The organism is Pseudomonas sp. Pmew2, from assembly GCF_058129885.1.
Genome location: NZ_CM176702.1, coordinates 5,596,480 through 5,615,200 on the forward strand (window position 1 = coordinate 5,596,480; position 18,721 = coordinate 5,615,200).

Below are 18,721 nucleotides of genomic sequence, written 5' to 3' on the forward strand. Positions count from 1 at the left end.
GTTCCTCAGTTGAAGTTTACGAATTCGACGCTGTGCGCCGGTGCTGCTCGACGGATCAAACATTCGATGGCGAGCCCGGGATTCACCCCGAACCGCTCGCCCCAGTAGCTGGCCCCGAAGCGTCGGCCCAGGCGCTGGCGCCCGCCGGTGTTCAGGGTCCACATGAATTGCGCGCTCCAGGTGCCGAAGTGCGCCTGGCCAAAACGCGAACGCCCCATACGGGGCGTTCGGTGTTCGGTCACGGTGGCGTTGGGGTAGCCTTGGCTGACGGCAATGTCGATGTAGAACGCTGCGTTCTGCCCTCCTGTTGCTACCAGCCGCTGGCGCACTGACAAGCGTCGGTCTGCGAACAAGGGTTTGAGCCCCAGACATGGGTCCGGCAGGTTCATGACCCGCTCCCAGTCCGGTACCAATTCACTGACGGTTGCAGGGTCCATCTCGTTGAGCAGGTCGAACGCGCGGCCATCGATGCGTGCGAACTCGCGGGACAGGCCGGCAATCACCTGCTGCAATTCCGGCACCCGCTCCGGATCCCACGCGGGACCGGGTGGCAACAGCGCCTGCAGTTGTCCGGCGTAATGTTCGGCAGTTCTTATGACGACCATTGAATACCCCCGAATGTGAGCAACTGGTTGGCCGCAGCAGTAACGTTGGCCACGGGTGAAACCAGCACATGATCGGTTTCGCCTGTCGCGCGGCTGATGGCCTCGGCGATGTGCGTGAGCAACAGGGTTTCGCCCAGTCCGCCCTCACGGTTGTGCAGGTCCAGCAGTTGCGCTTCGACCGCCGCCCGCACGGCGGAGGTATCCGGTGTGAGCCGGATGGTGTAAACCACCGGCTTCTGCACCGGCGCCAACACATATACATCGGCAGTAACCGGACGCAGCGGCTCTATGTAAGCAGCCACCGCAGCCAGTTGCTCGGCGTCAGGAATCGGGTCAGCCTCATCATCACGCATGAAGAACACCGCCACCGTGCCCGGCCCCATGAAGCGACGCACACACCAGGCGCGCGTTACGCCCGGCACTTCCAGCGCCCAGGTCACGTAGTCGTCCTGATTGCCGCCATGCGGAATGACCCGATAGGAACGCACCACACGAGCACGCAACGACTCGATACTTTCCTGCGCGATACCGCCGGAAAGTCCGTCGGCAATGACGGTGAAGGTGCTGTCGATGCCTGCTGTCGATGCCTTCGACCGGTTGCACAGCGGTCATCGCCAGACCGGCATCCGCATTACCGAGCACGCCTGCATCCACTGCTTCGACCGTGGTTGTGTTGTTGCCTGCAACCGTGGTGACGCCTTTTGTCACTCGATAGAAGCGCCCGTCACTAAATTGCAGAACCGTGTCGACATCCAGCACCGCACCGGCAGCAGCGGTAAAGCGCACGGAGCCAGTGGCGGCCTGGGCAACCTTGCGTGGCTGCCTCAGACGCAGGATGGCTTGCCGCTCAAGGGTCTCCTCGTCGGCGGTGTCCGGCAGAATCTGGTCGGCGATCCAGTCCTGATAGCCGTACAGCCCGTAGGCCGCGCCGCTGTGCGCACGGGACAATACCCGAGCATCGGACTGACGCAGCGCTTCGTCGGCGAGGTCGACCTGAGTTCGGTTGATCAGCGCCGGTAACGTAGGTGTTTCAAACGGCATAAATCACCTGCCACTGTTCAGAAGGGTTGAAACGCACGAGCTGACCGTCCGAGACGACCAGCTCGACGCCCAGGTTCAGGCGGTTGCTCTGAACCTGTTCGGTAAGGATGTTGATGTGCTTGACCTGGCCATCTTCGATCAGCCAGTCGAGCGCTTCGCGGGCATAGAACTCGGCATCGCGCTGGGTCTGGGCAGTCAGCCTGACCCGGCGCAGCAGCCACAGCCTGGAACCGATGCGGTCATTGGCCTGTGCCGGGTAGGTGTCGCCCCACCAGCCAAAACGTTCGGCATCGTCGAACGGATCGTCCGCTTCGGCGCGACGCCAGGTGAACAGGCTGATGACCACCGAGCGCAGCAAGGACGCTTGCAGAGAGCCTTCGATAATCATCCGGCACCTCCAACGGGCGGCCCGCTCTGGCCATTACCGCCCTGCACGTTGCCGTGCAGATGGCTGATCTGACTGATGCCAGCGGCAAGCTGGTCGCCTTTGGAAACAATCTTTCCGGTCTGGGTGATCTGCGGTGTGTCGAAGTTCACCGCTACCGCGGCCTTGATGTTCAAGGTGTCGGTTTCAATGTCGATGACCTTGCCGCGCTTGAGGTGAATCTTGTCGCCCTCGTCGGTGTAGATCGCTACTTCGCCCGACTCCAGGCCCTTGAGGCGATAGCGCCGGTCGGCCACTACCAGCAGCAGACCGTGCGACCGGTCGCCACCAATGAAGGCGGCGATGCCCTCGGCGCCGGCCAGCGGGTTGCTGGTGAAGCCATAGGGTTCGAAGTGCTCCATGTCGTCCTTGACCTCTCCGGCGGTGAGGCGCATTTGCAGCGCCTGCATTTTGCTGCTGGCCCTGGCGAGCACCACCGTGCCGCGCACCAGCATGCGATTGAGTAAGCTCATGAGGTTGTTTCCTCGTCGATGGGCAACAGCCAGGAGTAAGCGTCCTGATTGACCTGCACCTTGCTGCGCTTGTTGGGGTCACCTGGCTCGGCCTGGAAACCTTCAGGCGGACCGACCACCAGTGTGGTGATCGTGCCTTGGTCGCTCAGCGAGTAGGTCACGGCTGAAATCAGCATGTTGCGGCTCGTGAAACCGATGACCGGATCAATCACCCGGACCATGGTGTTGTGCCGCCAGAGCGCCCCGTTGGACTGCCGCCAGCCCTGGACCTTGTAGGTGGTGAGCAGTGCCTTGCCGGCCCGCTGACCACGCTCCCAATTGGCGCGACTCAAGGCGAGCTTCGGTGTGATCGGCGCATCCTCATGAACGACCAGTACGCGAAGACGCTTTTTACGCGCAGGGTCGTCATGCCGGTCATCCGTGACTTCTGCCGAGACCTCCGACGACTCCTTGCCGAACGTCTGGTCATTACCGGTCTGTTGACCAATGACCCGGTATTCGGAAAAAAGCCCGGAAAAGTCCCGCGCGATGACGGCGCTCAACACATTCTTGCCGAGTTCGAGCGCGTCTGCGCTCTGCCCGCGACTACCCGGCCTGGCCAGCACCACATTGCCGTATTCGTCATCGGTGGAAAAAATCCGGAACAGGGTCAGCAGCCGGTCAATGGACTTGAACACGGTTTCGGCAGGCTCGATGGTGTGATCGGCCATCTTCGAGGTCTCCGGTATTTCGCTGATCACCGACAAACCATAAGGAGCAGCCAGCGCTTCAACGATCTTCAACACCCCCACCTCCTTCCACTGGCTCGGCCTGTTGATGGCGGAGCAGTCGATGAGGTCGGCGGTTTTCGAGCGTCCGGAAATCTTTAGCGTGATTTGCTTGCCGTCATAGCTGATCGGCGCGGCAAACACCCAGCCGGTCAGAATCAACTCGCCGCCGATACGTACTTCGCACGCTGCGCCGGGCGTGATCGGATGCGAGATTTCAGTGCCCGGCCACTGCCAGGTAATGCTCACGTCAAAGCTGCGCGCCTGACGCTCGATCCCGGCAGAGATTTCCACCGACTTCCAGCCGGCATAGTCGTGCTCGTCAACCGTCAGGGTGACAACGTTAGGGTCGATCATGGGTCACTCCTGTGCGATCTTCAGCGTGCCTGGCGGTACGAAACCCGGGTGGGCCAGCCGATTGCGCTGCACCATTTCCTGCGCCCGGCTGGCGTCACCGAATCGGCGATAGGCCAGCACCAGCGCGGGCAAAGGCTCAGAGACCTTCATGTCCACCAGACGTACACCGGAGGCCGCCACCGCGTTGAGGTGCCTGATCAACGCCTGACGCAACGTGTTGAGCGCCAGGTAATGTTCGGGATCGGCTTTCAACGACGCTTCCCAGATGGCCGAACTCAGCGTGTCGCGCAGTTCGATGACGTCATCGGCAACCGGCACATCCACGCGTTGCAGCGCTTGCGTCACCTGCTGATCAAGCGAGGGCACCACGTTGAGCGGCGTGACCGTCGTCGCAATCGGCATGCTCGCGACGATTCTCGCCACCTTGACCAACAGCGCATCCTGAACCAGGTTGGCAGTGGCCTGAGCCGTCACACTGGTATCACGACCGCTGCCCTGGCTGACCAGATTGATACCGGACACCGCCTCTGCCTGTTGTGTGGCCTCGGAAATCACAGACCGGTAATCGACCGTTTCAACAGAAGACGCCCCACCGTTGCCGCTCGCGGAATCGCTTGCTGAACTGCCGGTGACCGAGCTGCCGGAGCTGCTGGTGCCGCTCGCTCTTCTGGCTCGTTGGCTGTCCCCGTCGAAACTGGCAAAGAACGTGGTAAACAGCGTGCTGACCGTCAACGGCGCATTGACCAGCGAATGCACCAGCGCGGTGACATCCGAATAGATCGCCATAAACGGTACGAACTGCCGCTGAATGGTCGCGAACACACCCGACAGGGCGCTGCGCAGCGCCTGAATGTTGATACGTACCGCGTCCACTGTGGCCATCACCGAGCGATAGCGCCTGAGCGCCGAATCCAGCAGGCTCTCGGACGCGCCCAGCAACTGCCGTCGCGTATTGAGCGTCGACACGGGAAACTTGAGCGGGTTGGCCGGATAGAATTTCAGGTCCAGTCGGACGAGTCCGCCTTCGTTCAGGTTGTGTGTGACGCCGCACTCGCCAACCTGAACCTGCACGCGACCCAGCCAGGGATGTACCAGCTCGCCGGCACCTTCCTGCTCCAGTGCCTGCAGCAGTCTGTCTCGCTGTTCGAAACAGTCGGGACCGACAATGAACCCCGTCAGCGTATGAACTTTCGACTGTTTGCCCAGCGACTCGAAATAAGGCTCGTCGCGCTGTGGAAACTCATGCAACTGCCCCTTGCGGCCTGCCGGGACGACGGCTTTTTCAATGAAAAAACCGACGCCCCGAAAAGACGCTGGCAGCAGGCTGTCACGCCATGTACTCATGATCCGGCTCCTGCGCCGAGGGTTCGATAACCGACGTTTGGCGATATCGTCAAACCCGGCTGGTTGGTTTGCACTTGCCCGGCACGCATGCCCGGCGGCGCGTTTTCAAAGCGAATGTTGAGCTCGCCTTCAAGTCGCGGACCGGCCCCGCCTGCGCCCTGCTGCAACAACAGGCTGCCGGGCGCCAGCGGGGTGGGTACGCCGAGCAATTGGCTGGTCGACGGCACGCCAGTGGCCTGATTGAGCAACTGCTGACTCATGCGAACGTTGTCGACGGCACCGGCCGCCAGAAATGCACCGGTCCCGCCGCCCGGCCCTGCGTTGCGTATCCGCTGTTCTTCCGCGAACTGATTGGCCTTCTCGGTTGCCCGCTGCAGGACGGTCTTATCAGTGTCGCCACCAAACCAGCTCATGATCGGTTCGATGAATGGCTTGATGTCCGCCCACAGACCTGCGAACCAGGTTTTGATCGGCTGCCAATTCTCGATGACCATGCCCAGCGGCGAAAAACTGAACAGCGTTGCCAGCACATCGGTAAACGGCTGCGCCTCGGCCTTGATGGTTTCCCATAGCCCGGCGAAGTACTCGGAGATTGGCTGCCAGTTGGCCACGACCATGCCCAACGGCGTCCAGGCGAACAGCGTCTGCAGGAAGTCGAAAAACGGGGTTGCCAGCGCCTTGATAACGTCCCAAAGCGCAGCAAAGAACTCGGACAGCGGTTGCCAGTTGGCGACGATCATACCGAGCGGCGTCCAGGCGAATACCGCCTTTAGTACGTCCCAAAGCGCCATGGCCGGCCCACGAATCGCTTCCCAGACAGCTTGAAAATAAGGCGCGACGGTCGACCAGTTGGCAATCAGAAGACCTGCCGCCAGCGCCAGGCCACGCACGATCAGGGCCAGCGGTGACAGGCCCATCACTGCGCTAAGTACGCTCATGGCGGTCGTCGCGGTCATGACCGCAACTTGCAATACACCGAACGCAATCGCAGCGGCCACCACACCCTTGATCACGCCAGGGTGTTCGGCCGCCAGCGCGGCGACCTGAGAAATCATCGGCCCGATCACGGCCATTGCTTCGTTCATCGCCGACAGAAACATACTGCCGATGTTGATGCCCAGACGATCGACACGGTTGGTCATCTCTTTGATGGCAGTGGCCGTGGTCTGCGAGTTGTCGGCGAATTCCTTCTCGATAGTTCCGCTGTTCTGCACGCCCTCGCCGACCTTGGCCAGGTTGGACCTGAGCACATCCAGATTGGCCAGCAGTGGCGTGATAGCACCCAGCGATTCCGCGCCGAACAATTGCGTGATGACATCCGACTGCTTGCCAGGGTCAACACTGGAAACCGCCGTCAGAACCTTTTCAATGGTCCCGGACGGGTCACTCTGCATGCCTTGGGTCAGCTGGTTGACGTCGAGCTGCAACGCCTCGAACGCCCCGGCTTTCGCCGCGCCCCCTTCGGTCAACGACTGCATGAAACGCTTCATGCCGCTGGCGGCCACATCGGCCGGCACATCGACGCTGGCCAGGGTTGCGCCCATGGCCGCCAGTTGCCCGGAGGCCATCCCCGCAACCGGCCCGAGCGGGCCCATTGCAGTGACCATGGTGGCGATTTTCTTTTCCAGGTTGTTGCCGCCGAGCACGTTGATCTTCTCGGACAACGCCGCGACCTGCGGCTGAGTCATCTGAAACGATGACCGCCACGAAGCCATCATGTCGCCCGACTCGGCCGCCGTCTGATCGAATGCGACACCCATTTTCACGGCATCGCTGGCAAACCCGGTCAGTTCTTCACGCGGTACATTGGCCTTGGCACCGGCAGCAACAATCGCCGCGATGCCATTGGCGCTTTCCGGCAGCCGTTCACTGAGGTCCAGAATATCGGACCCCATCTGCTGGAACTGCTGCGGTGTTTCAAAGCTTACCGAGCGTTTCACGCCGGCCATGCTGGTCTCGAAACCGATCGCTGCCTTCACCCCGGCAATCAAAGGCCCCGCCAAAGCGTTGTCCGTGACTGCCTTGCCAAGGTCTATGGCCCCCAGACTGGTCTCGAGGCCTTTGACATTGTTGCGGATAGTTGCCAGCGTTGGAGACAGCTGGTCGACGCCGGTAATCAGCGTTCTGATAGTGTCTGCCATCACTCCCCCTGCAGGATCTGGTTGATGCGTTGCGCCTGCAAGATCGATTCGGTGATGACGTCCAGCTCCCTGGACATCATCAGTTCGGGATCGGTCTTCCAGAAGTACGCGAGGTCGTAAACGACGGCGATCAGTCCTTCAAGGTTGCTGATGCCGCTGCCATGAAAAAACTCGCGACCTTCCAACTCAACGTGTTGATGTCGCACAGATCCATCTGATTGACCGACGAGGGCGGGATGCCGGCGCAGACGGCGATGTATTTCGCCGCCACGTCCAGATCCAGGGAAACTTCCTCGTTCTTGTCGATCCTGTACGGCAGAGCCTTGATGGCCCGCGCTTCCTGCGCCGTAGGGCGCCGGAAGGTCAGTTGCGAAAGGGTTTCGCCGTGCGCTTCGATCGGGCTCGCCAGGTCGATGACTTCACTCATTGCCAGCTCCCCTGATTGCCGTCGAATTGCAGTTCGATGGTGCCGTCGTCAGCCTTGCTGCTCGGCTCATCGACCAGGTAGGCGCCGGACAGGACGTAGGTCTTGCCGTTCTTGAATTCACAGGTGATGGTCATGTCCACACCGGTAGTGAGCAGCTTGAGCGGCAGATCCGCGGTATGCACGGCGGTGAGTTTCAACCAGGCGGCCTTTTCGGTTTCCTTGTAGTAACCAGGCACGACGGTCTCGCGCTTGATGTTCATCAGAGGCGCTTCGCCGCCGCCGCTGATAGTCAATTGGGTGCCATCCACTTTGATGTAGCAGGTACCCGCAACTTTCTGACCCATGTTGTTTATCTCCAGAATGAAAAAACCCGCACGAGGCGGGCTTGAAAGGGTTGGTTAGGCTTATGCCGCTTCGTCGTACTGCAAGCGGAACTGGTTGAGCAGCGCGAACACGCGCAGGCCGTTGATGTAGTCAGGCGGGAACATCACGTTCACGCGGCTTGGGTCATTGCTATCACGCTCGACAATCAGGTGCTGGGCGAACGTTTCGGCGTTCTCCACATGACCCTCTTCTTCAAGACGTGCGTATTGCGCAATCAACTCGCCACGGATGGTGCTCGGCGTGATGATCGGCTGGCCGGCACCGAAGCGCGTGCCATCGTTGGCCAGCTTATGGCGACCGTACTTGCTGGTGATGATGCCTTGCAGACGACGGATGATGAACGCCGACTGGTGCATGGTTTCACTGTCCAGGTACGAGTTGTCAGCCTGGCCGTAAGCGTTCTTCTGGTAGGTGGTGATCGAACGCTGAATGCGTACGTAACCGCCTTCGTAGTACGCCGTGGCGATGCCGTAACGCAGCAGCGACTCACGCTCGGTCAGGGTGAAACGCTGACTGGCCGGAGCCGGATCGATACCAGGCATGGTGCCGCTCTGGGTCGGACGGCTGGCGTCGGCAGAAATGAACACCGCCGTGCGCGCAGCCAGGGCAGCGGCCTGCAGCCAGACCGGTTGCGGCACACCGTTTTCGACACCCTGCAGGGTGATGTGCTGATCGTTGCGCAGTTGACCTGCGGCCACCAGCGTACCGACCGTGCCGCGCTTGGCGCTGTAAACGTGGCCGTACAACTGACGCGCCCAGCTCCAGCGACCGGTGCTATCATCCATTGCCGCTTTCCAGGCATCCAGCGTGGCGGTGTCGGTCCAGGGCATGCAGATGAACTCGAACGGTTCATCGCCCAGCGCAGCCAGTGCCTTGAGCTGATCAGGCGTACCTACGCCACCAGTCATGGCGGTGACTGCCGCCGTCAGGCCGGCAGGAATGACTTCGCCATTGGTCTTGCCCTGGCGATTGAATTCCAGCTGGATGTCATTGCCGCTTGCCCCGCTCCATTTGCAGGAAAGGGTCAGCACACCCGCTTCGACAGCCGCGGTGATCGGCAGATCAGGTGTGGCGTTGATTTTCACCGACAGTGCCGTGGCCGCCTGGGCAGCGGTTGCGCCGTTAACGACAGTGGCCTGCACTCGCATGCCGCCGACATACAGATTCAGCAAACCGGCTTCGGTCGCCGCCCCGCTGAGGGTGACTTTCGCGCCGGCCTTGGCGCCTTCGGTATTGAGCAGCGGCAGGCACCAGACTTCGCCGGTGGGTCCGCCTTGCGCCAGGTTTCATACATCGAGGCCAGCATGGAGCCCTGACCGCCGATGTTTTTCGCCAGCGCCACGCTTGGCACCAGCACCAGAGAACCCAGTTCGGGGCCGGACACATCGTCGTTGACCTGCGCAACGATCAGTCGACGCATGCTGGCCGACGCGCTGTTGGCGGCCGAATTGTCCATCTCCGCATAAAACAGCGGCACGCGAACATCGGATGGAATGTTGTTAAAGCTGATAGCCATTGTTTGGCTTCCTCTTGGTTAAGCCGTGAAGGCTTGATGGGTGGTGGTGGATTGCTCGGTTTGAAGGGTGATATCGCCGTCGTTCTGACGACGCTGCCACCAGGCGTTGAAGGTCACCTGCCGACCTTCGACGGGCAGCAAATCGCCCGCCTCCGGATCCGGCACAGTGCGGCCCTCGGCCGGTACTACAGTGATGCGTTGAGTCATGGGGTTACCTCTATTGTGAATTTCGCTTCGATACGGCCATCAGGGCCGGGGGATTTCAGGTTCGGATCTGCGGGGTCAACGCAGTCCATCTCGAGGGTGGCGCCGGTAAATCCGGGCAAACCGTCCAGATACGCTTCATGCCAGGTCTCGGCAGGCTGATCGGAGGTGTTGCGGCCCAGTTGAAACTGCGCTGCAAACCCGAAGCGATACGTCACCCGGTCGCCGCTGATCTGCACCAGCGCGCCACCGGTGTACTGCATCGCGTCGTAATCTTGATCCGGGTTCCAGCCCACCAGCGCTCGCCACAACTCAGCGCGCAGGGTGTGCAGTTGCTCACTGGCTTCCTGCCCGCGCTTATCACCGCCATCGAGCACCACCACGACATCGATCGTGTCGGTGATGTTCTGGCGAATGACGTTCTGCAAATCGTTGGCGGTGGACTGATCGCCAGTGGCAATCACGTACGCCGACGGGTGGGCGAGCTGATCACCGAGGGCGACCGCCGCCCAGTCGATACCGGCACTGATTCGCCCGGCAAAGCTCGGGCAGGTCGCCTGCAAGTGGGCAACTATCGGGGTTATCTTCATGAGGGGTTCCGCGTGTGTTGAAGGTTGATTGCGGCGTGGGAAACGCCTACTGGTTCGCCTTGCCCAACGCCTCATCAGCCTTGTCTGCAGCACGGCTGGCCGTGTGAGCGGTCTGATTGGCAATTGATGCAGCACTTTCGACCTTGTCTGCCGCCTGGGTGGTGGTTTCGGCCAGCCTGTCCAGGCACCGGTCGCGCTTGCCCAGCGCTGCGTCGTAGGCATTGCGAACCTCGGCCAGCTGCTGCGTATGCTCGGCATTCGCCGACCACTGCCCGGCCTGAAAACCGAGCATCAGGCAGCCAGCGATCAGCAGCACGGAAATCAGCCAGACCTCCAGACGCCGCCACCAATGGCGAGCGATGAAATCAATTGCGCATCTGTGCATCGTTTGCACCTCCGAGTTGGGATCGCAGCCGGGCTATTTCGGCGCTTTGCGTGGTGACCTTGTCGGTGAGTTGAACGATGTGGCTGGTCAGGGCTTCGATCTTGCCCTCCATCCGCCCAACCGCTGCGGCGAGCTCGTTGCGCTCCTTGGCGAACTAATCAGCCCGCGCTTCGGCTTCCTTGCGCGCCTGGCGCTCGGAGTCGAGCAGCTCATTGAGGCGGCGCACCGTACCGATGTCCGCGTTGTCCATCGCCCGGTCTGTTGCATCTCTGGAAAGAAACTTGCGCAGCCAAAGAAAGCCGCCAAGCAGAATTGTGCCCGTGCCGCCCAGCCAGGTAGCTGTGCCTGGGCCTAGGTCGGTTGGGTCCATTGGTGCTCCGTAATAGGGTGGTGGACTCTCAAGGCCCTCGAAAATCGAAAGCCTGAATAAACTGGAAAGAGCCCCTTGATGCGGGGCTCCGTTGTTGGGTCAGAACGGAATGACTTGCACCGTCATGCCTGTGCATAACCCCACAGGGCAATGCGCTCGGCAAAGTATGGTGTGACCAGTGCGACGGTCTCCGCCTGATTGCTGGCCTCCAGGCTCATCTTTTCGCCATCGGTGCCTGGCCCTGTGACCCACAGTGTCACTGGCACTTTTTCCGCCTTCGCTTTATCGAGCAGGTTTTTCAGCGCGGTGCGACCGGCAGCCGTTGGCGGAATCCCTGTTTCGCCGATAAATGCGGCCATTTTGTTGGTCTTGGCATAGGTCAGAAACGGACCCACGATTTCATCGCGCAGAACGGTCGGCGAGATCAGGTCGTTGTTATTGGCGTAGGCACCGCTGGAGCTTTTATCGTAATCGCCGTAAGCATGGGCTTCCCAGACAATTGCATTGGCCGGGTCGACGATCTTCGACTGAAGGTTGGCAGAGACGGTGGCCCAGTTTCTGGCGCTTGCAAACTCAAGCCCACAAATGAACACCGGCTTTTTCGAGCTGTTGCGCAACGCCTGCAGCACGGTATTCATCGTGCTGATGTACAGTGCCTCAAGAGCAGGGAACGTAATGTAGTCCTTGGCACCCACCGTAGTATTCGAATACGGCTCGTTACCCAACCCCCAGCCCAGCACCATTGGATCGTCGCATTCGGTGACCAGCTTCTGGTGAAAGTTGGCCAGGTGAACGGCGCTCCAGAAAGTGCCGTTGACACCGTTCCCATCCTTGATCAATACCGACTCGGTTGCCTTCCAGCCGTTCTGATTACCGGCCTCCGCGGCAGGAAGAATGCGCCCGGTCAGGTTCCCGTTTGCATCGGTTTCGTAGCGATTCAAACGCATGTAGTGGTGCGGATCAGGAATGATTCTGGCCTCGCCATTAGAGTCTTCACGAATCCAGCCAAGCATTTCTTTCCAGCGCTTCACGAAGTCGGTATTCAGGTTCGCCCCTTGACCTGGCAGGCCGTCCAGAGTCGACAGCTGAATAGCGCGCTGAAGTTCGAACGGGAAACGGATCAGACGCACGCCCCGGTTCTTGACCCAGGTAGTGATGGTTCCACGATTGGGCCACTGATAATGAGTCCCTGCCTCGCCAGGCACGATCTGCCCGGCGTTAGCCACTGAACCCAGGTTGATACCTACCAGCGGAATATTCTTGAGCTGGCTGACAGCAGAACTGCTATTGGACATGATTAATACCTCTGGTTAGCACCGCGAGGCAGCAACGACGCTGCTGTACCTCTGTCGCTCAACGACGATAACTCGAGGCTCGCGGCCTTCACATGATTCAACGTTCCGCAGCGGGAACATTTGATCTGGAGCTCTGTGTACTCACCCATGCGGGCCAGCAGCTTCTTGCACTGCCCGCATCGAAAGTCCTTCAACATTTGCACTGGCCTCCGTGTGCCTGACCCAATGAAAAACCCCGCCGAGGCGGGGTTTGAGATGGGTCGCGAGTGACCGGTTGTGGCTGTTGTTCAGCCTGTTTCCGGCTGCTGCCCTGAGGCGCAAATCGCATATCGTGGGACCTTTTTACCCCCCTCCGGAAAGGCTGGGAAGGGGCAGTTTCGGGGTGGGTCGAGTTTGACCGGAGTTCAACACGAGTTCGGCCACAGCTGTGCAATCGACCCGGATAAACGGCGTGAAACCGTGTCTTCATTTACCCTTGCGCAGCCTTGTCGGCGACGGCGTTGTTGCTTCTGGAAGCGCTGCGCTCAGCGAGAATTGCCAGCACTTGCTGGTGAAGCTTGTTGATCCAGTTGCGATAGGTGCGGTCTGCGCCTTCATTGATGCCCACCAGACGCATCTGCTCGCGCACCGGCAACGACTCGACATAACGCAATGTCGCCAGTTGGGCCAGTTCAGGCCCGCGGCTCTTTGCAGGGCTGCGCGAAAGCTGCGCCACAGCCGCCTCGACTTCGCTGCTTATATAGTCCAGGCCGCTGCCATTACCCACCAGTGCGCGCGAGCCGGGTGTGCGACGCGGAATGTACGCGCCCCATTCCATGATCCCGGCCATCGGGCTGCTCAGTCCGCCGCCCAGGCCAATGCGCATGCGCTGTTCCCCCCAATGCTGCATTACGGCTTCTATTTTCTCGATCATCGTGTCTCTCCTGTAGGACCTTTCTGAAACGCTGCGCAGCGTCTTTCGCTGCGCAGAACCAAGGCCTTAAAATACATTCTGTATTTTTATGACACAACGAAGCATTACATTATGTATATTGCTCAACACCCTACAGCCTGTATGATTCGACGCATGAACAGAAAATGGTATGAAGTCGCAAGACAGGTCATGGAAACCCAGCAGATCAGCCAGGAAGAGATGGCTGAGCGGATGGGCGTGACGCCCGGCGCGGTAGGGCATTGGCTGAATGGCAAGCGTGAGCCGAAGATCGAGGTCATCAATCGGTTCCTGACCGAGCTCGGCCTGCCGATTCTCACCACCTCCATTCCGGCCAGCGAGCCCGGCATGCACAACGTGGAGCCCACGGTGCAGCCCTCGCGTTTCTATCGCTATCCGGTCATCAGCTGGGTAGAGGCCGGTGGCTGGAGTGAAGCCGTCGAGCCCTACCCTGCCGGCTATTCGGACACCTTCGAGATCAGCGACTATAAAGCCAAGGGCAGAGCCTTCTGGCTGGTGGTCCGTGGCGATTCGATGACCGCACCCGCAGGCCAGAGCATTCCTGAAGGCATGTTGATTCTGGTCGACACCGGAGTCGAGCCCACTGCCGGCAAGCTGGTGATCGCCAAACTGCCGGAAAGTAACGAGGCCACGTTCAAAAAACTGGTCGAAGACGCCGGACGCTACTTTCTCAAGCCGCTGAACCCCGCCTACCCGACCCTTGCGGTGACCGAGGAGTGCAAACTGATCGGTGTCATCAGGCAGATGACGATGCGTCTCTGACCCGGCATGCCACGTCCAAGCCCCGAGAACCGGGGCTTTTTCATGCGCCACTGTTTCGTCCCGGGCAGGTGTCCGTGTAGGAAACATTTGTAGCTTGCGTGAGAAACACCCCTCAATTACTGTATGCACATACAGTAAAAGGAGTTCACTCATGCTCAAGCAGTTCCCCGACACCTCGCAACATGACGCTTACCTGGCCTTGGCACAGCGCATTCAGGACGCTATCACCAGTGACAAGGCGCAGATCGAGCATCAGGTCCTGCTGATCAGGGAGCCTGGCGAATCGGTGGCTCACTGGGAGCGCATCATGGATCAGATCAGCGAGGCCGAAGGTATCAGCGTCACCCGCAACCCTGAAAACGGCACTGCTCGCGTGTCCTGGTACATTGATTCCCTGTGAGACGAACAATACAAATCGTATTTAAAATACAAACTGTATTGTCACGACGCGCTACATATCGTATTGTTTGTCTGCACCCCATCTCGGGAGTCCTCACATGCAAACCACAGGGAGTCATGGAATGAACGAAATACTGGATCAACTTCGCAAAGAATTCGCCACGCCGTGCCCTTCGCTGAGCGCCGTCAGAGAGCGTTATTTTTCGCACCTGTCGAGCGACAGAAATCTGCTGCGCAAGATCAACGCAGGACGCATCGACTTGAAGGTCAGCCGCACAGGCGGCAGTCGTCAGGGTCACCCCTTCGTGTACCTGCATGACCTGGCCAACTATCTGAGCGCCATCGTGACCAACAGGGCTGCCTGAGGTCAAAAAAGCACCGCCGCAGCGCGATAATGTTCATCAAACTTTGCAGCCATGAAAAATCTTGCTACGTTTCCGGTACAAAACAAAAACAATCGGGATCCGTTCATGACCAAGACATCGAGGCGCTGGCCCTTCGCGGCCTGCCTGTTATCGGTTGCCTGCGGCACCGCTGCTGCCGCGCCCTATTCGACCATGGTGGTGTTCGGTGACAGTCTGGCCGATGCCGGGCAGTTTCCGGATACCGCAGGGCCCAGGGGCTCTACGCTAAGGTTCACCAATCGTGTCGGCCCCACGTATCAGGACGGCAGCGGTGAAGTGTTCAATCTGAACTCATCGACGCTGATTGGCAGAATGCTCGGTGTTCCGGCAGGAGATCTGGCGGCCTCCACGTCGCCAGTCAATGCTGCGCTGGGTGCCCCGGATGGCAATAACTGGGCAGTCGGCGGCTATCGGACCGACCAGATTCTTGAGTCGATCAACTCGCAATCCACCGTTGTCGACCCGAACACCGGCACACTGCTGCGCAGCCGGACCGGCTACCTGCCCGCAAACGGTTTTCGCGCCGACCCCAATGCGCTTTATTACCTGACCGGAGGCGGCAACGACTTCCTGCAGGGTCGCGTGGTGAGTGCCAGCAGCGCAGCGCAAGCCGCCAATCAGCTGGCTGACAGCGCGCAAGCCCTGCAACAGGCCGGTGCGCGCTACATCATGGTCTGGTTGCTGCCGGATATCGGTAAAACGCCAGCCTTGAGCGGTTCGCCACTGGCTTCGGCAACTTCCGCACTCAGCACGGGCTTCAATCAGCAGCTGGTCAGCCGACTGGCGCAGATCAATGCCCAGATCATTCCACTGAATGTTCCATTGCTGATCAATGAAGTCCTCGCTGAACCGGCACGCTTCGGGTTCGATCCCAACGAGAACCTGGTCAGTACCTGCTTCAGCGGCAATAGCTGCCGGGAAAGCACCACCAACGGCAGGTCCAGTGCGACGCCGAATCCGAACCGGCTGTTCTTCAACGATCGCGTGCACCCGACCGAGGCCGGACAGAGGTTGCTGGCCGACTACGCCTACTCGCTGCTTTCGGCCCCTTGGGAAGTCTCCCTGCTGCCGGAAATGGCCAATGGCACGCTGCGGATGCATCAGGACGAGATTCGCGCGCAGTGGCTGAGCGACTGGGGCAACTGGCAAGGTGTCGGCCAGTGGCAGAGCGTGCTTGCGGCGGGTGGTCAGAAAATGGACTTCGACGCGCAGGACAGCTCGGCCGATGCTGATGGAAGAGGCTACAACCTGACCATAGGCGGCAGCTACCGATTTGCCGAAAACTGGCGCACTGGCGTTGTTGCCGGAGCGTATCGGCAGAATCTTGAGGTAGGCCCCAGGGACTCGGACTACAAACTCAACAGCTACATCGCCACCGCGTTTCTGCAGTATCAGGCCAACCATTGGTGGGGTGATCTGGCGGTTTCAGGCGGCAAGCTGGACTACGAAAATGCCGAGCGCAAGTTCGCACTGGGGGTCAGCGAGGGTCAGGAAAAAGGCGATACCGACGGTGAGATGTGGGCGGCCAGCGGTCGAGTCGGCTTCGACATCGCGGGGGCTTCCAGCCGCTGGCATCTGTCGCCTTTTGTCAGCGCCGACTACGCGCACATCGATGTCGATGGCTACTCGGAAAAAGGTGATCGCTCGACGGCACTGACCTTCAGCGACCAGACCCGCAAGTCGCGGCGTGCAGGCGTGGGTGTGCAGGGCAAGTTCCAGGTGACACCGAGCACACAGGTATGGGGAGAAGTTGCCCATGAACGGGAGTTCGAGACCGATCAGCAGAACGTGACCATGGCGCTCAACAGCGTCCAGTCAGTGGGTTTCACGCTGGAAGGTTACACACCGCAACGCGACCTGAATCGGGCAACGCTGGGCGTCAGCCAGAAGCTGACCCAAGACCTGACACTGCGCGGCAACTACAACTGGCGCAAGAACGACGACGTGACCCAGCAAGGCGTGAATGTTGCGTTGAGTATGAGTTTCTAGAGAGTCCGCCGGGCAGCCTCACTATCGTGCGTGGCGCTTTTTCAGGGTTTCACTATCGTGCGACGCTCCGCGTCGCATGCCTTTCTGGACGCTCTGCGTCCTATCCTGAGAACTGCGGCGCGGCGCAAATCTGTGACGCGGAGCGTCACCCAAGGCATTCCCACGCTGGAGCTTGAGGAACGATGATCCAACGATAATCTCGGCCATCGTGCGACGCTCCGCGTCGCATGCCGTTCTGGACGCTCCGCGTCCTCTCCTGAGAACTGCGGCGCTGTACAAATCTGTGACGCGGAGCGTCACCCAAGGCATTCCCACGCTGGTGAACTGCCCCCCAAAAGTTGGACGGTTTTAGCTTGCCGCCTGAGCCCTGTATTTTACGGGGCTTTGGCCGTTGAGCTTCAGCTTGATGCGGTCATGGTTGTAGTAGTGGATGTACTCATCCAGACCTGCTTTCAACTCATCGATGCTTTCAAACTGTTTCAGGTAGAAAAACTCGGATTTCAGTGTACCGAAAAAGCTTTCCATTGCCGCATTGTCCAGGCAGTTGCCCTTACGGGACATGCTTTGTTTGACGCCTCGTACCGATAGCTTATGGCGATACTGCGCGTGTTGATACTGCCAGCCCTGGTCCGAGTGCATCACAAGCTTCGGCTCGTCCTGCAACTGCTGAAGCGCCTTGTCCAGCATGCTGGTGACCAGCTCAAAGCTCGGCCTTGTCGACACTTCATACGCCACGATTTCACCGTTGTACAAGTCCATCACGGGTGAGAGATACAGCTTTCGATTGCCTACCTTGAACTCAGTCACATCGGTCACCCACTTCTGGTTCGGGCGTTGCGCGCTGAAATTGCGCTCCAGCAAATTCGGCGCAATGGTTCCGATTACGCCCTTATAGGAGCGGTATTTTTTGGGGCGCACCACTGATCGCAGGCCCAGTTCTGCCATCAGTCGTTCTACAACCTTCTTGTTGACCAAAATACCTGCAGTGCGAATGACCGCCGTGATACGCCGAGCGCCATAAAGGCCTTTCTCCTCGTGGTAAATGCTTTCGACTAACTGTTTCAAAGCAGCATAGGGATCGGGTCTGGATTGCACCTGAACCTGATAGTAAAACGTGCTGCGTGCCAAGCCCGCCAGCCTCAGCAGAGCGCAAAGCGGGAACCGGCCCCTCAGTTGCTTGATGCTCAGGGCTTTTTCGGTTGCCGTCGTTTCTGCTCCTTCAGCTCTTCCAACTTTTTTAGGTAAGCGTTCTCCATGCGCAGATATTCAAGCTCGCTCATCAACTGGTCGCGCGTCTTCTGCGTATCGTCGGCGGTTACTGGTTTGGCGGGATAAGGCTTCTTTGGCATGGCGACAGGCTTTCTTCTGGCAGGAACATACGGGGCTGTACCGCTACTGTAATGCCGCTTTTCCCAAATGACTATTTGGCCGGGATCCCCGATACCAAAATGCGCAGCGGCCTGACGGAGCGATAGCTTGTGTTCACGCCTGTGCTCAAGCACTGAGCGCTTGAAAGCTTCGCTGTATCGAAGACCAGGCTTGCGATGGCCGGTGTGACCATGACTCTTGTAGTTAGCGACCCAGCGTCGAAGCAGGCTGAAATCGATCGAGAACTGGCGGGCTACCATACGAAAGCCCATGTTGTCTTCAAGATACGCTTTGACGACAGTGAGCTTGAACTGCTCTGAATACTTACCCATTTGAACACCCCCGTGAGGTCGGATTGGTGTCCAACTTCTTGGGGGCAGTTCACTGGAGCGTGAGGAACGATGATCTCGGCTATCGTGCGACGCTCCGCGTCGCATGCCGTTCTGGACGCTCCGCGTCCTCTCCTGAGAACTGCGGCGCGGTGCAAATCTGTGACGCGGAGCGTCACCCAAGGCATTCCCACG

The 18,721-nt window shown here is 59.6% G+C and carries 20 protein-coding genes and 3 pseudogenes; 4 read left to right on the forward strand and 19 right to left on the reverse strand.

Going from position 1 to position 18,721, the window contains the following annotated elements:
- Positions 1–5 precede the first annotated feature (5 nt).
- The 18 genes and pseudogenes from AC4ANK_RS25875 to AC4ANK_RS25960 form a co-directional block, all read right to left on the reverse strand.
- The gene (locus tag AC4ANK_RS25875) at positions 6–605 is read right to left on the reverse strand and encodes a YmfQ family protein (protein WP_044423919.1); all 600 of its coding nucleotides are present in this window, start codon (positions 603–605) and stop codon (positions 6–8) included.
- Positions 593–1,646 (reverse strand): annotated as a pseudogene (locus tag AC4ANK_RS25880) (baseplate J/gp47 family protein). The gene AC4ANK_RS25875 and the pseudogene AC4ANK_RS25880 overlap by 13 nt, the downstream one beginning before the upstream one ends.
- Positions 1,636–2,034: a phage GP46 family protein gene (locus AC4ANK_RS25885; RefSeq protein WP_002551924.1), complete on the reverse strand. Its 399-nt coding sequence runs from the start codon at positions 2,032–2,034 to the stop codon at positions 1,636–1,638. The pseudogene AC4ANK_RS25880 and the gene AC4ANK_RS25885 overlap by 11 nt, the downstream one beginning before the upstream one ends.
- Complete coding sequence (locus tag AC4ANK_RS25890) at positions 2,031–2,543, reverse strand: phage baseplate assembly protein V (protein ID WP_002551923.1); 513 nt, start codon at positions 2,541–2,543, stop codon at positions 2,031–2,033. The genes AC4ANK_RS25885 and AC4ANK_RS25890 overlap by 4 nt, the downstream gene beginning before the upstream one ends.
- Positions 2,540–3,667, reverse strand: coding sequence for a phage baseplate assembly protein (locus tag AC4ANK_RS25895; RefSeq protein WP_002551922.1), 1,128 nt, complete (start codon positions 3,665–3,667; stop codon positions 2,540–2,542). The genes AC4ANK_RS25890 and AC4ANK_RS25895 overlap by 4 nt, the downstream gene beginning before the upstream one ends.
- A 3-nt stretch (positions 3,668–3,670) precedes the next feature.
- A complete protein-coding gene (locus tag AC4ANK_RS25900) occupies positions 3,671–5,011 on the reverse strand; it encodes a DNA circularization protein (protein ID WP_002551921.1) in 1,341 nt (446 codons plus the stop codon).
- Positions 5,008–7,152 carry a phage tail tape measure protein gene (locus tag AC4ANK_RS25905; RefSeq protein WP_460383668.1) on the reverse strand — a complete coding sequence of 715 codons (2,145 nt, stop codon included), beginning with the start codon at positions 7,150–7,152 and terminating at the stop codon, positions 5,008–5,010. The genes AC4ANK_RS25900 and AC4ANK_RS25905 overlap by 4 nt, the downstream gene beginning before the upstream one ends.
- Complete coding sequence (locus AC4ANK_RS25910) at positions 7,152–7,337, reverse strand: hypothetical protein (protein ID WP_103356788.1); 186 nt, start codon at positions 7,335–7,337, stop codon at positions 7,152–7,154. Before AC4ANK_RS25910 ends, AC4ANK_RS25905 begins: the two co-directional genes overlap by 1 nt.
- The gene (locus AC4ANK_RS25915; protein WP_002551918.1) at positions 7,283–7,579 is read right to left on the reverse strand and encodes a phage tail assembly protein; all 297 of its coding nucleotides are present in this window, start codon (positions 7,577–7,579) and stop codon (positions 7,283–7,285) included. Before AC4ANK_RS25915 ends, AC4ANK_RS25910 begins: the two co-directional genes overlap by 55 nt.
- A complete protein-coding gene (locus tag AC4ANK_RS25920) occupies positions 7,576–7,923 on the reverse strand; it encodes a phage tail tube protein (protein ID WP_002551917.1) in 348 nt (115 codons plus the stop codon). The genes AC4ANK_RS25915 and AC4ANK_RS25920 overlap by 4 nt, the downstream gene beginning before the upstream one ends.
- A 60-nt stretch (positions 7,924–7,983) precedes the next feature.
- A pseudogene (locus tag AC4ANK_RS25925) lies at positions 7,984–9,479 on the reverse strand (phage tail sheath subtilisin-like domain-containing protein).
- A gap of 18 nt (positions 9,480–9,497) precedes the next feature.
- Positions 9,498–9,686 (reverse strand): DUF2635 domain-containing protein, encoded by a 189-nt coding sequence (locus AC4ANK_RS25930; protein WP_002551914.1) that lies wholly within the window; start codon positions 9,684–9,686, stop codon positions 9,498–9,500.
- The gene (locus AC4ANK_RS25935) at positions 9,683–10,273 is read right to left on the reverse strand and encodes a phage tail terminator protein (RefSeq protein WP_002551913.1); all 591 of its coding nucleotides are present in this window, start codon (positions 10,271–10,273) and stop codon (positions 9,683–9,685) included. The genes AC4ANK_RS25930 and AC4ANK_RS25935 overlap by 4 nt, the downstream gene beginning before the upstream one ends.
- Before the next feature lie 46 nt (positions 10,274–10,319).
- Positions 10,320–10,658 (reverse strand): hypothetical protein, encoded by a 339-nt coding sequence (locus AC4ANK_RS25940; protein WP_002551912.1) that lies wholly within the window; start codon positions 10,656–10,658, stop codon positions 10,320–10,322.
- Positions 10,639–11,028: pseudogene (locus AC4ANK_RS25945) on the reverse strand (chemotaxis protein). The gene AC4ANK_RS25940 and the pseudogene AC4ANK_RS25945 overlap by 20 nt, the downstream one beginning before the upstream one ends.
- A gap of 122 nt (positions 11,029–11,150) precedes the next feature.
- Entirely contained in the window at positions 11,151–12,323 is a 1,173-nt protein-coding gene (locus AC4ANK_RS25950) for a cellulase family glycosylhydrolase (protein WP_002551911.1), read from the reverse strand.
- 2 nt (positions 12,324–12,325) lie between these two features.
- Positions 12,326–12,520 (reverse strand): Com family DNA-binding transcriptional regulator, encoded by a 195-nt coding sequence (locus AC4ANK_RS25955; RefSeq protein ID WP_031597867.1) that lies wholly within the window; start codon positions 12,518–12,520, stop codon positions 12,326–12,328.
- Positions 12,521–12,792: 272 nt separating this feature from the next.
- On the reverse strand, positions 12,793–13,236 hold the full coding sequence (locus AC4ANK_RS25960; protein WP_002551910.1) for a hypothetical protein: 444 nt from the start codon (positions 13,234–13,236) through the stop codon (positions 12,793–12,795).
- 189 nt (positions 13,237–13,425) lie between these two features.
- Between AC4ANK_RS25960 and AC4ANK_RS25965 the strand changes: the two genes are divergently transcribed.
- From AC4ANK_RS25965 to estP, 4 genes are all read left to right on the forward strand, one after another.
- On the forward strand, positions 13,426–14,037 hold the full coding sequence (locus tag AC4ANK_RS25965) for a LexA family protein (protein WP_031597869.1): 612 nt from the start codon (positions 13,426–13,428) through the stop codon (positions 14,035–14,037).
- Positions 14,038–14,188: 151 nt separating this feature from the next.
- Entirely contained in the window at positions 14,189–14,437 is a 249-nt protein-coding gene (locus AC4ANK_RS25970) for a DUF1654 domain-containing protein (RefSeq protein ID WP_002551908.1), read from the forward strand.
- Positions 14,438–14,558: 121 nt separating this feature from the next.
- Positions 14,559–14,801 (forward strand): pyocin activator PrtN family protein, encoded by a 243-nt coding sequence (locus tag AC4ANK_RS25975; RefSeq protein WP_031597872.1) that lies wholly within the window; start codon positions 14,559–14,561, stop codon positions 14,799–14,801.
- 105 nt (positions 14,802–14,906) lie between these two features.
- The gene (estP, locus tag AC4ANK_RS25980; RefSeq protein ID WP_460383673.1) at positions 14,907–16,829 is read left to right on the forward strand and encodes an esterase EstP; all 1,923 of its coding nucleotides are present in this window, start codon (positions 14,907–14,909) and stop codon (positions 16,827–16,829) included.
- A gap of 348 nt (positions 16,830–17,177) precedes the next feature.
- On the opposite strand, the gene AC4ANK_RS25985 is transcribed toward estP, so the two are convergent.
- Positions 17,178–18,529, reverse strand: a protein-coding gene (locus AC4ANK_RS25985; protein WP_095077641.1) for an IS3 family transposase whose coding sequence is annotated in 2 segments (ribosomal slippage) — positions 17,178–18,070 and positions 18,070–18,529 — 1,353 coding nt in all. Because the reading frame shifts where the segments join, the coding sequence is not laid out codon by codon here.
- Between the last annotated feature and the right edge of the window lie 192 nt (positions 18,530–18,721).

Bases quoted from the DNA above. Each gene is read 5' to 3' on its own strand.
- AC4ANK_RS25930 (WP_002551914.1), bottom strand. From the start codon at position 9,686: ATGACTCAACGCATCACTGTAGTACCGGCCGAGGGCCGCACTGTGCCG.
- AC4ANK_RS25970 (WP_002551908.1), top strand. From the start codon at position 14,189: ATGCTCAAGCAGTTCCCCGACACCTCGCAACATGACGCTTACCTGGCC.
- AC4ANK_RS25885 (WP_002551924.1), bottom strand. From the start codon at position 2,034: ATGATTATCGAAGGCTCTCTGCAAGCGTCCTTGCTGCGCTCGGTGGTC.
- AC4ANK_RS25915 (WP_002551918.1), bottom strand. From the start codon at position 7,579: ATGAGTGAAGTCATCGACCTGGCGAGCCCGATCGAAGCGCACGGCGAA.
- AC4ANK_RS25905 (WP_460383668.1), bottom strand. From the start codon at position 7,152: ATGGCAGACACTATCAGAACGCTGATTACCGGCGTCGACCAGCTGTCT.
- AC4ANK_RS25950 (WP_002551911.1), bottom strand. From the start codon at position 12,323: ATGTCCAATAGCAGTTCTGCTGTCAGCCAGCTCAAGAATATTCCGCTG.
- AC4ANK_RS25965 (WP_031597869.1), top strand. From the start codon at position 13,426: ATGGAAACCCAGCAGATCAGCCAGGAAGAGATGGCTGAGCGGATGGGC.
- AC4ANK_RS25895 (WP_002551922.1), bottom strand. From the start codon at position 3,667: ATGATCGACCCTAACGTTGTCACCCTGACGGTTGACGAGCACGACTAT.
- AC4ANK_RS25900 (WP_002551921.1), bottom strand. From the start codon at position 5,011: ATGAGTACATGGCGTGACAGCCTGCTGCCAGCGTCTTTTCGGGGCGTC.
- AC4ANK_RS25890 (WP_002551923.1), bottom strand. From the start codon at position 2,543: ATGAGCTTACTCAATCGCATGCTGGTGCGCGGCACGGTGGTGCTCGCC.
- AC4ANK_RS25955 (WP_031597867.1), bottom strand. From the start codon at position 12,520: ATGTTGAAGGACTTTCGATGCGGGCAGTGCAAGAAGCTGCTGGCCCGC.
- AC4ANK_RS25935 (WP_002551913.1), bottom strand. From the start codon at position 10,273: ATGAAGATAACCCCGATAGTTGCCCACTTGCAGGCGACCTGCCCGAGC.
- AC4ANK_RS25975 (WP_031597872.1), top strand. From the start codon at position 14,559: ATGAACGAAATACTGGATCAACTTCGCAAAGAATTCGCCACGCCGTGC.
- AC4ANK_RS25940 (WP_002551912.1), bottom strand. From the start codon at position 10,658: ATGCACAGATGCGCAATTGATTTCATCGCTCGCCATTGGTGGCGGCGT.
- AC4ANK_RS25920 (WP_002551917.1), bottom strand. From the start codon at position 7,923: ATGGGTCAGAAAGTTGCGGGTACCTGCTACATCAAAGTGGATGGCACC.
- estP (WP_460383673.1), top strand. From the start codon at position 14,907: ATGACCAAGACATCGAGGCGCTGGCCCTTCGCGGCCTGCCTGTTATCG.
- AC4ANK_RS25960 (WP_002551910.1), bottom strand. From the start codon at position 13,236: ATGATCGAGAAAATAGAAGCCGTAATGCAGCATTGGGGGGAACAGCGC.
- AC4ANK_RS25875 (WP_044423919.1), bottom strand. From the start codon at position 605: ATGGTCGTCATAAGAACTGCCGAACATTACGCCGGACAACTGCAGGCG.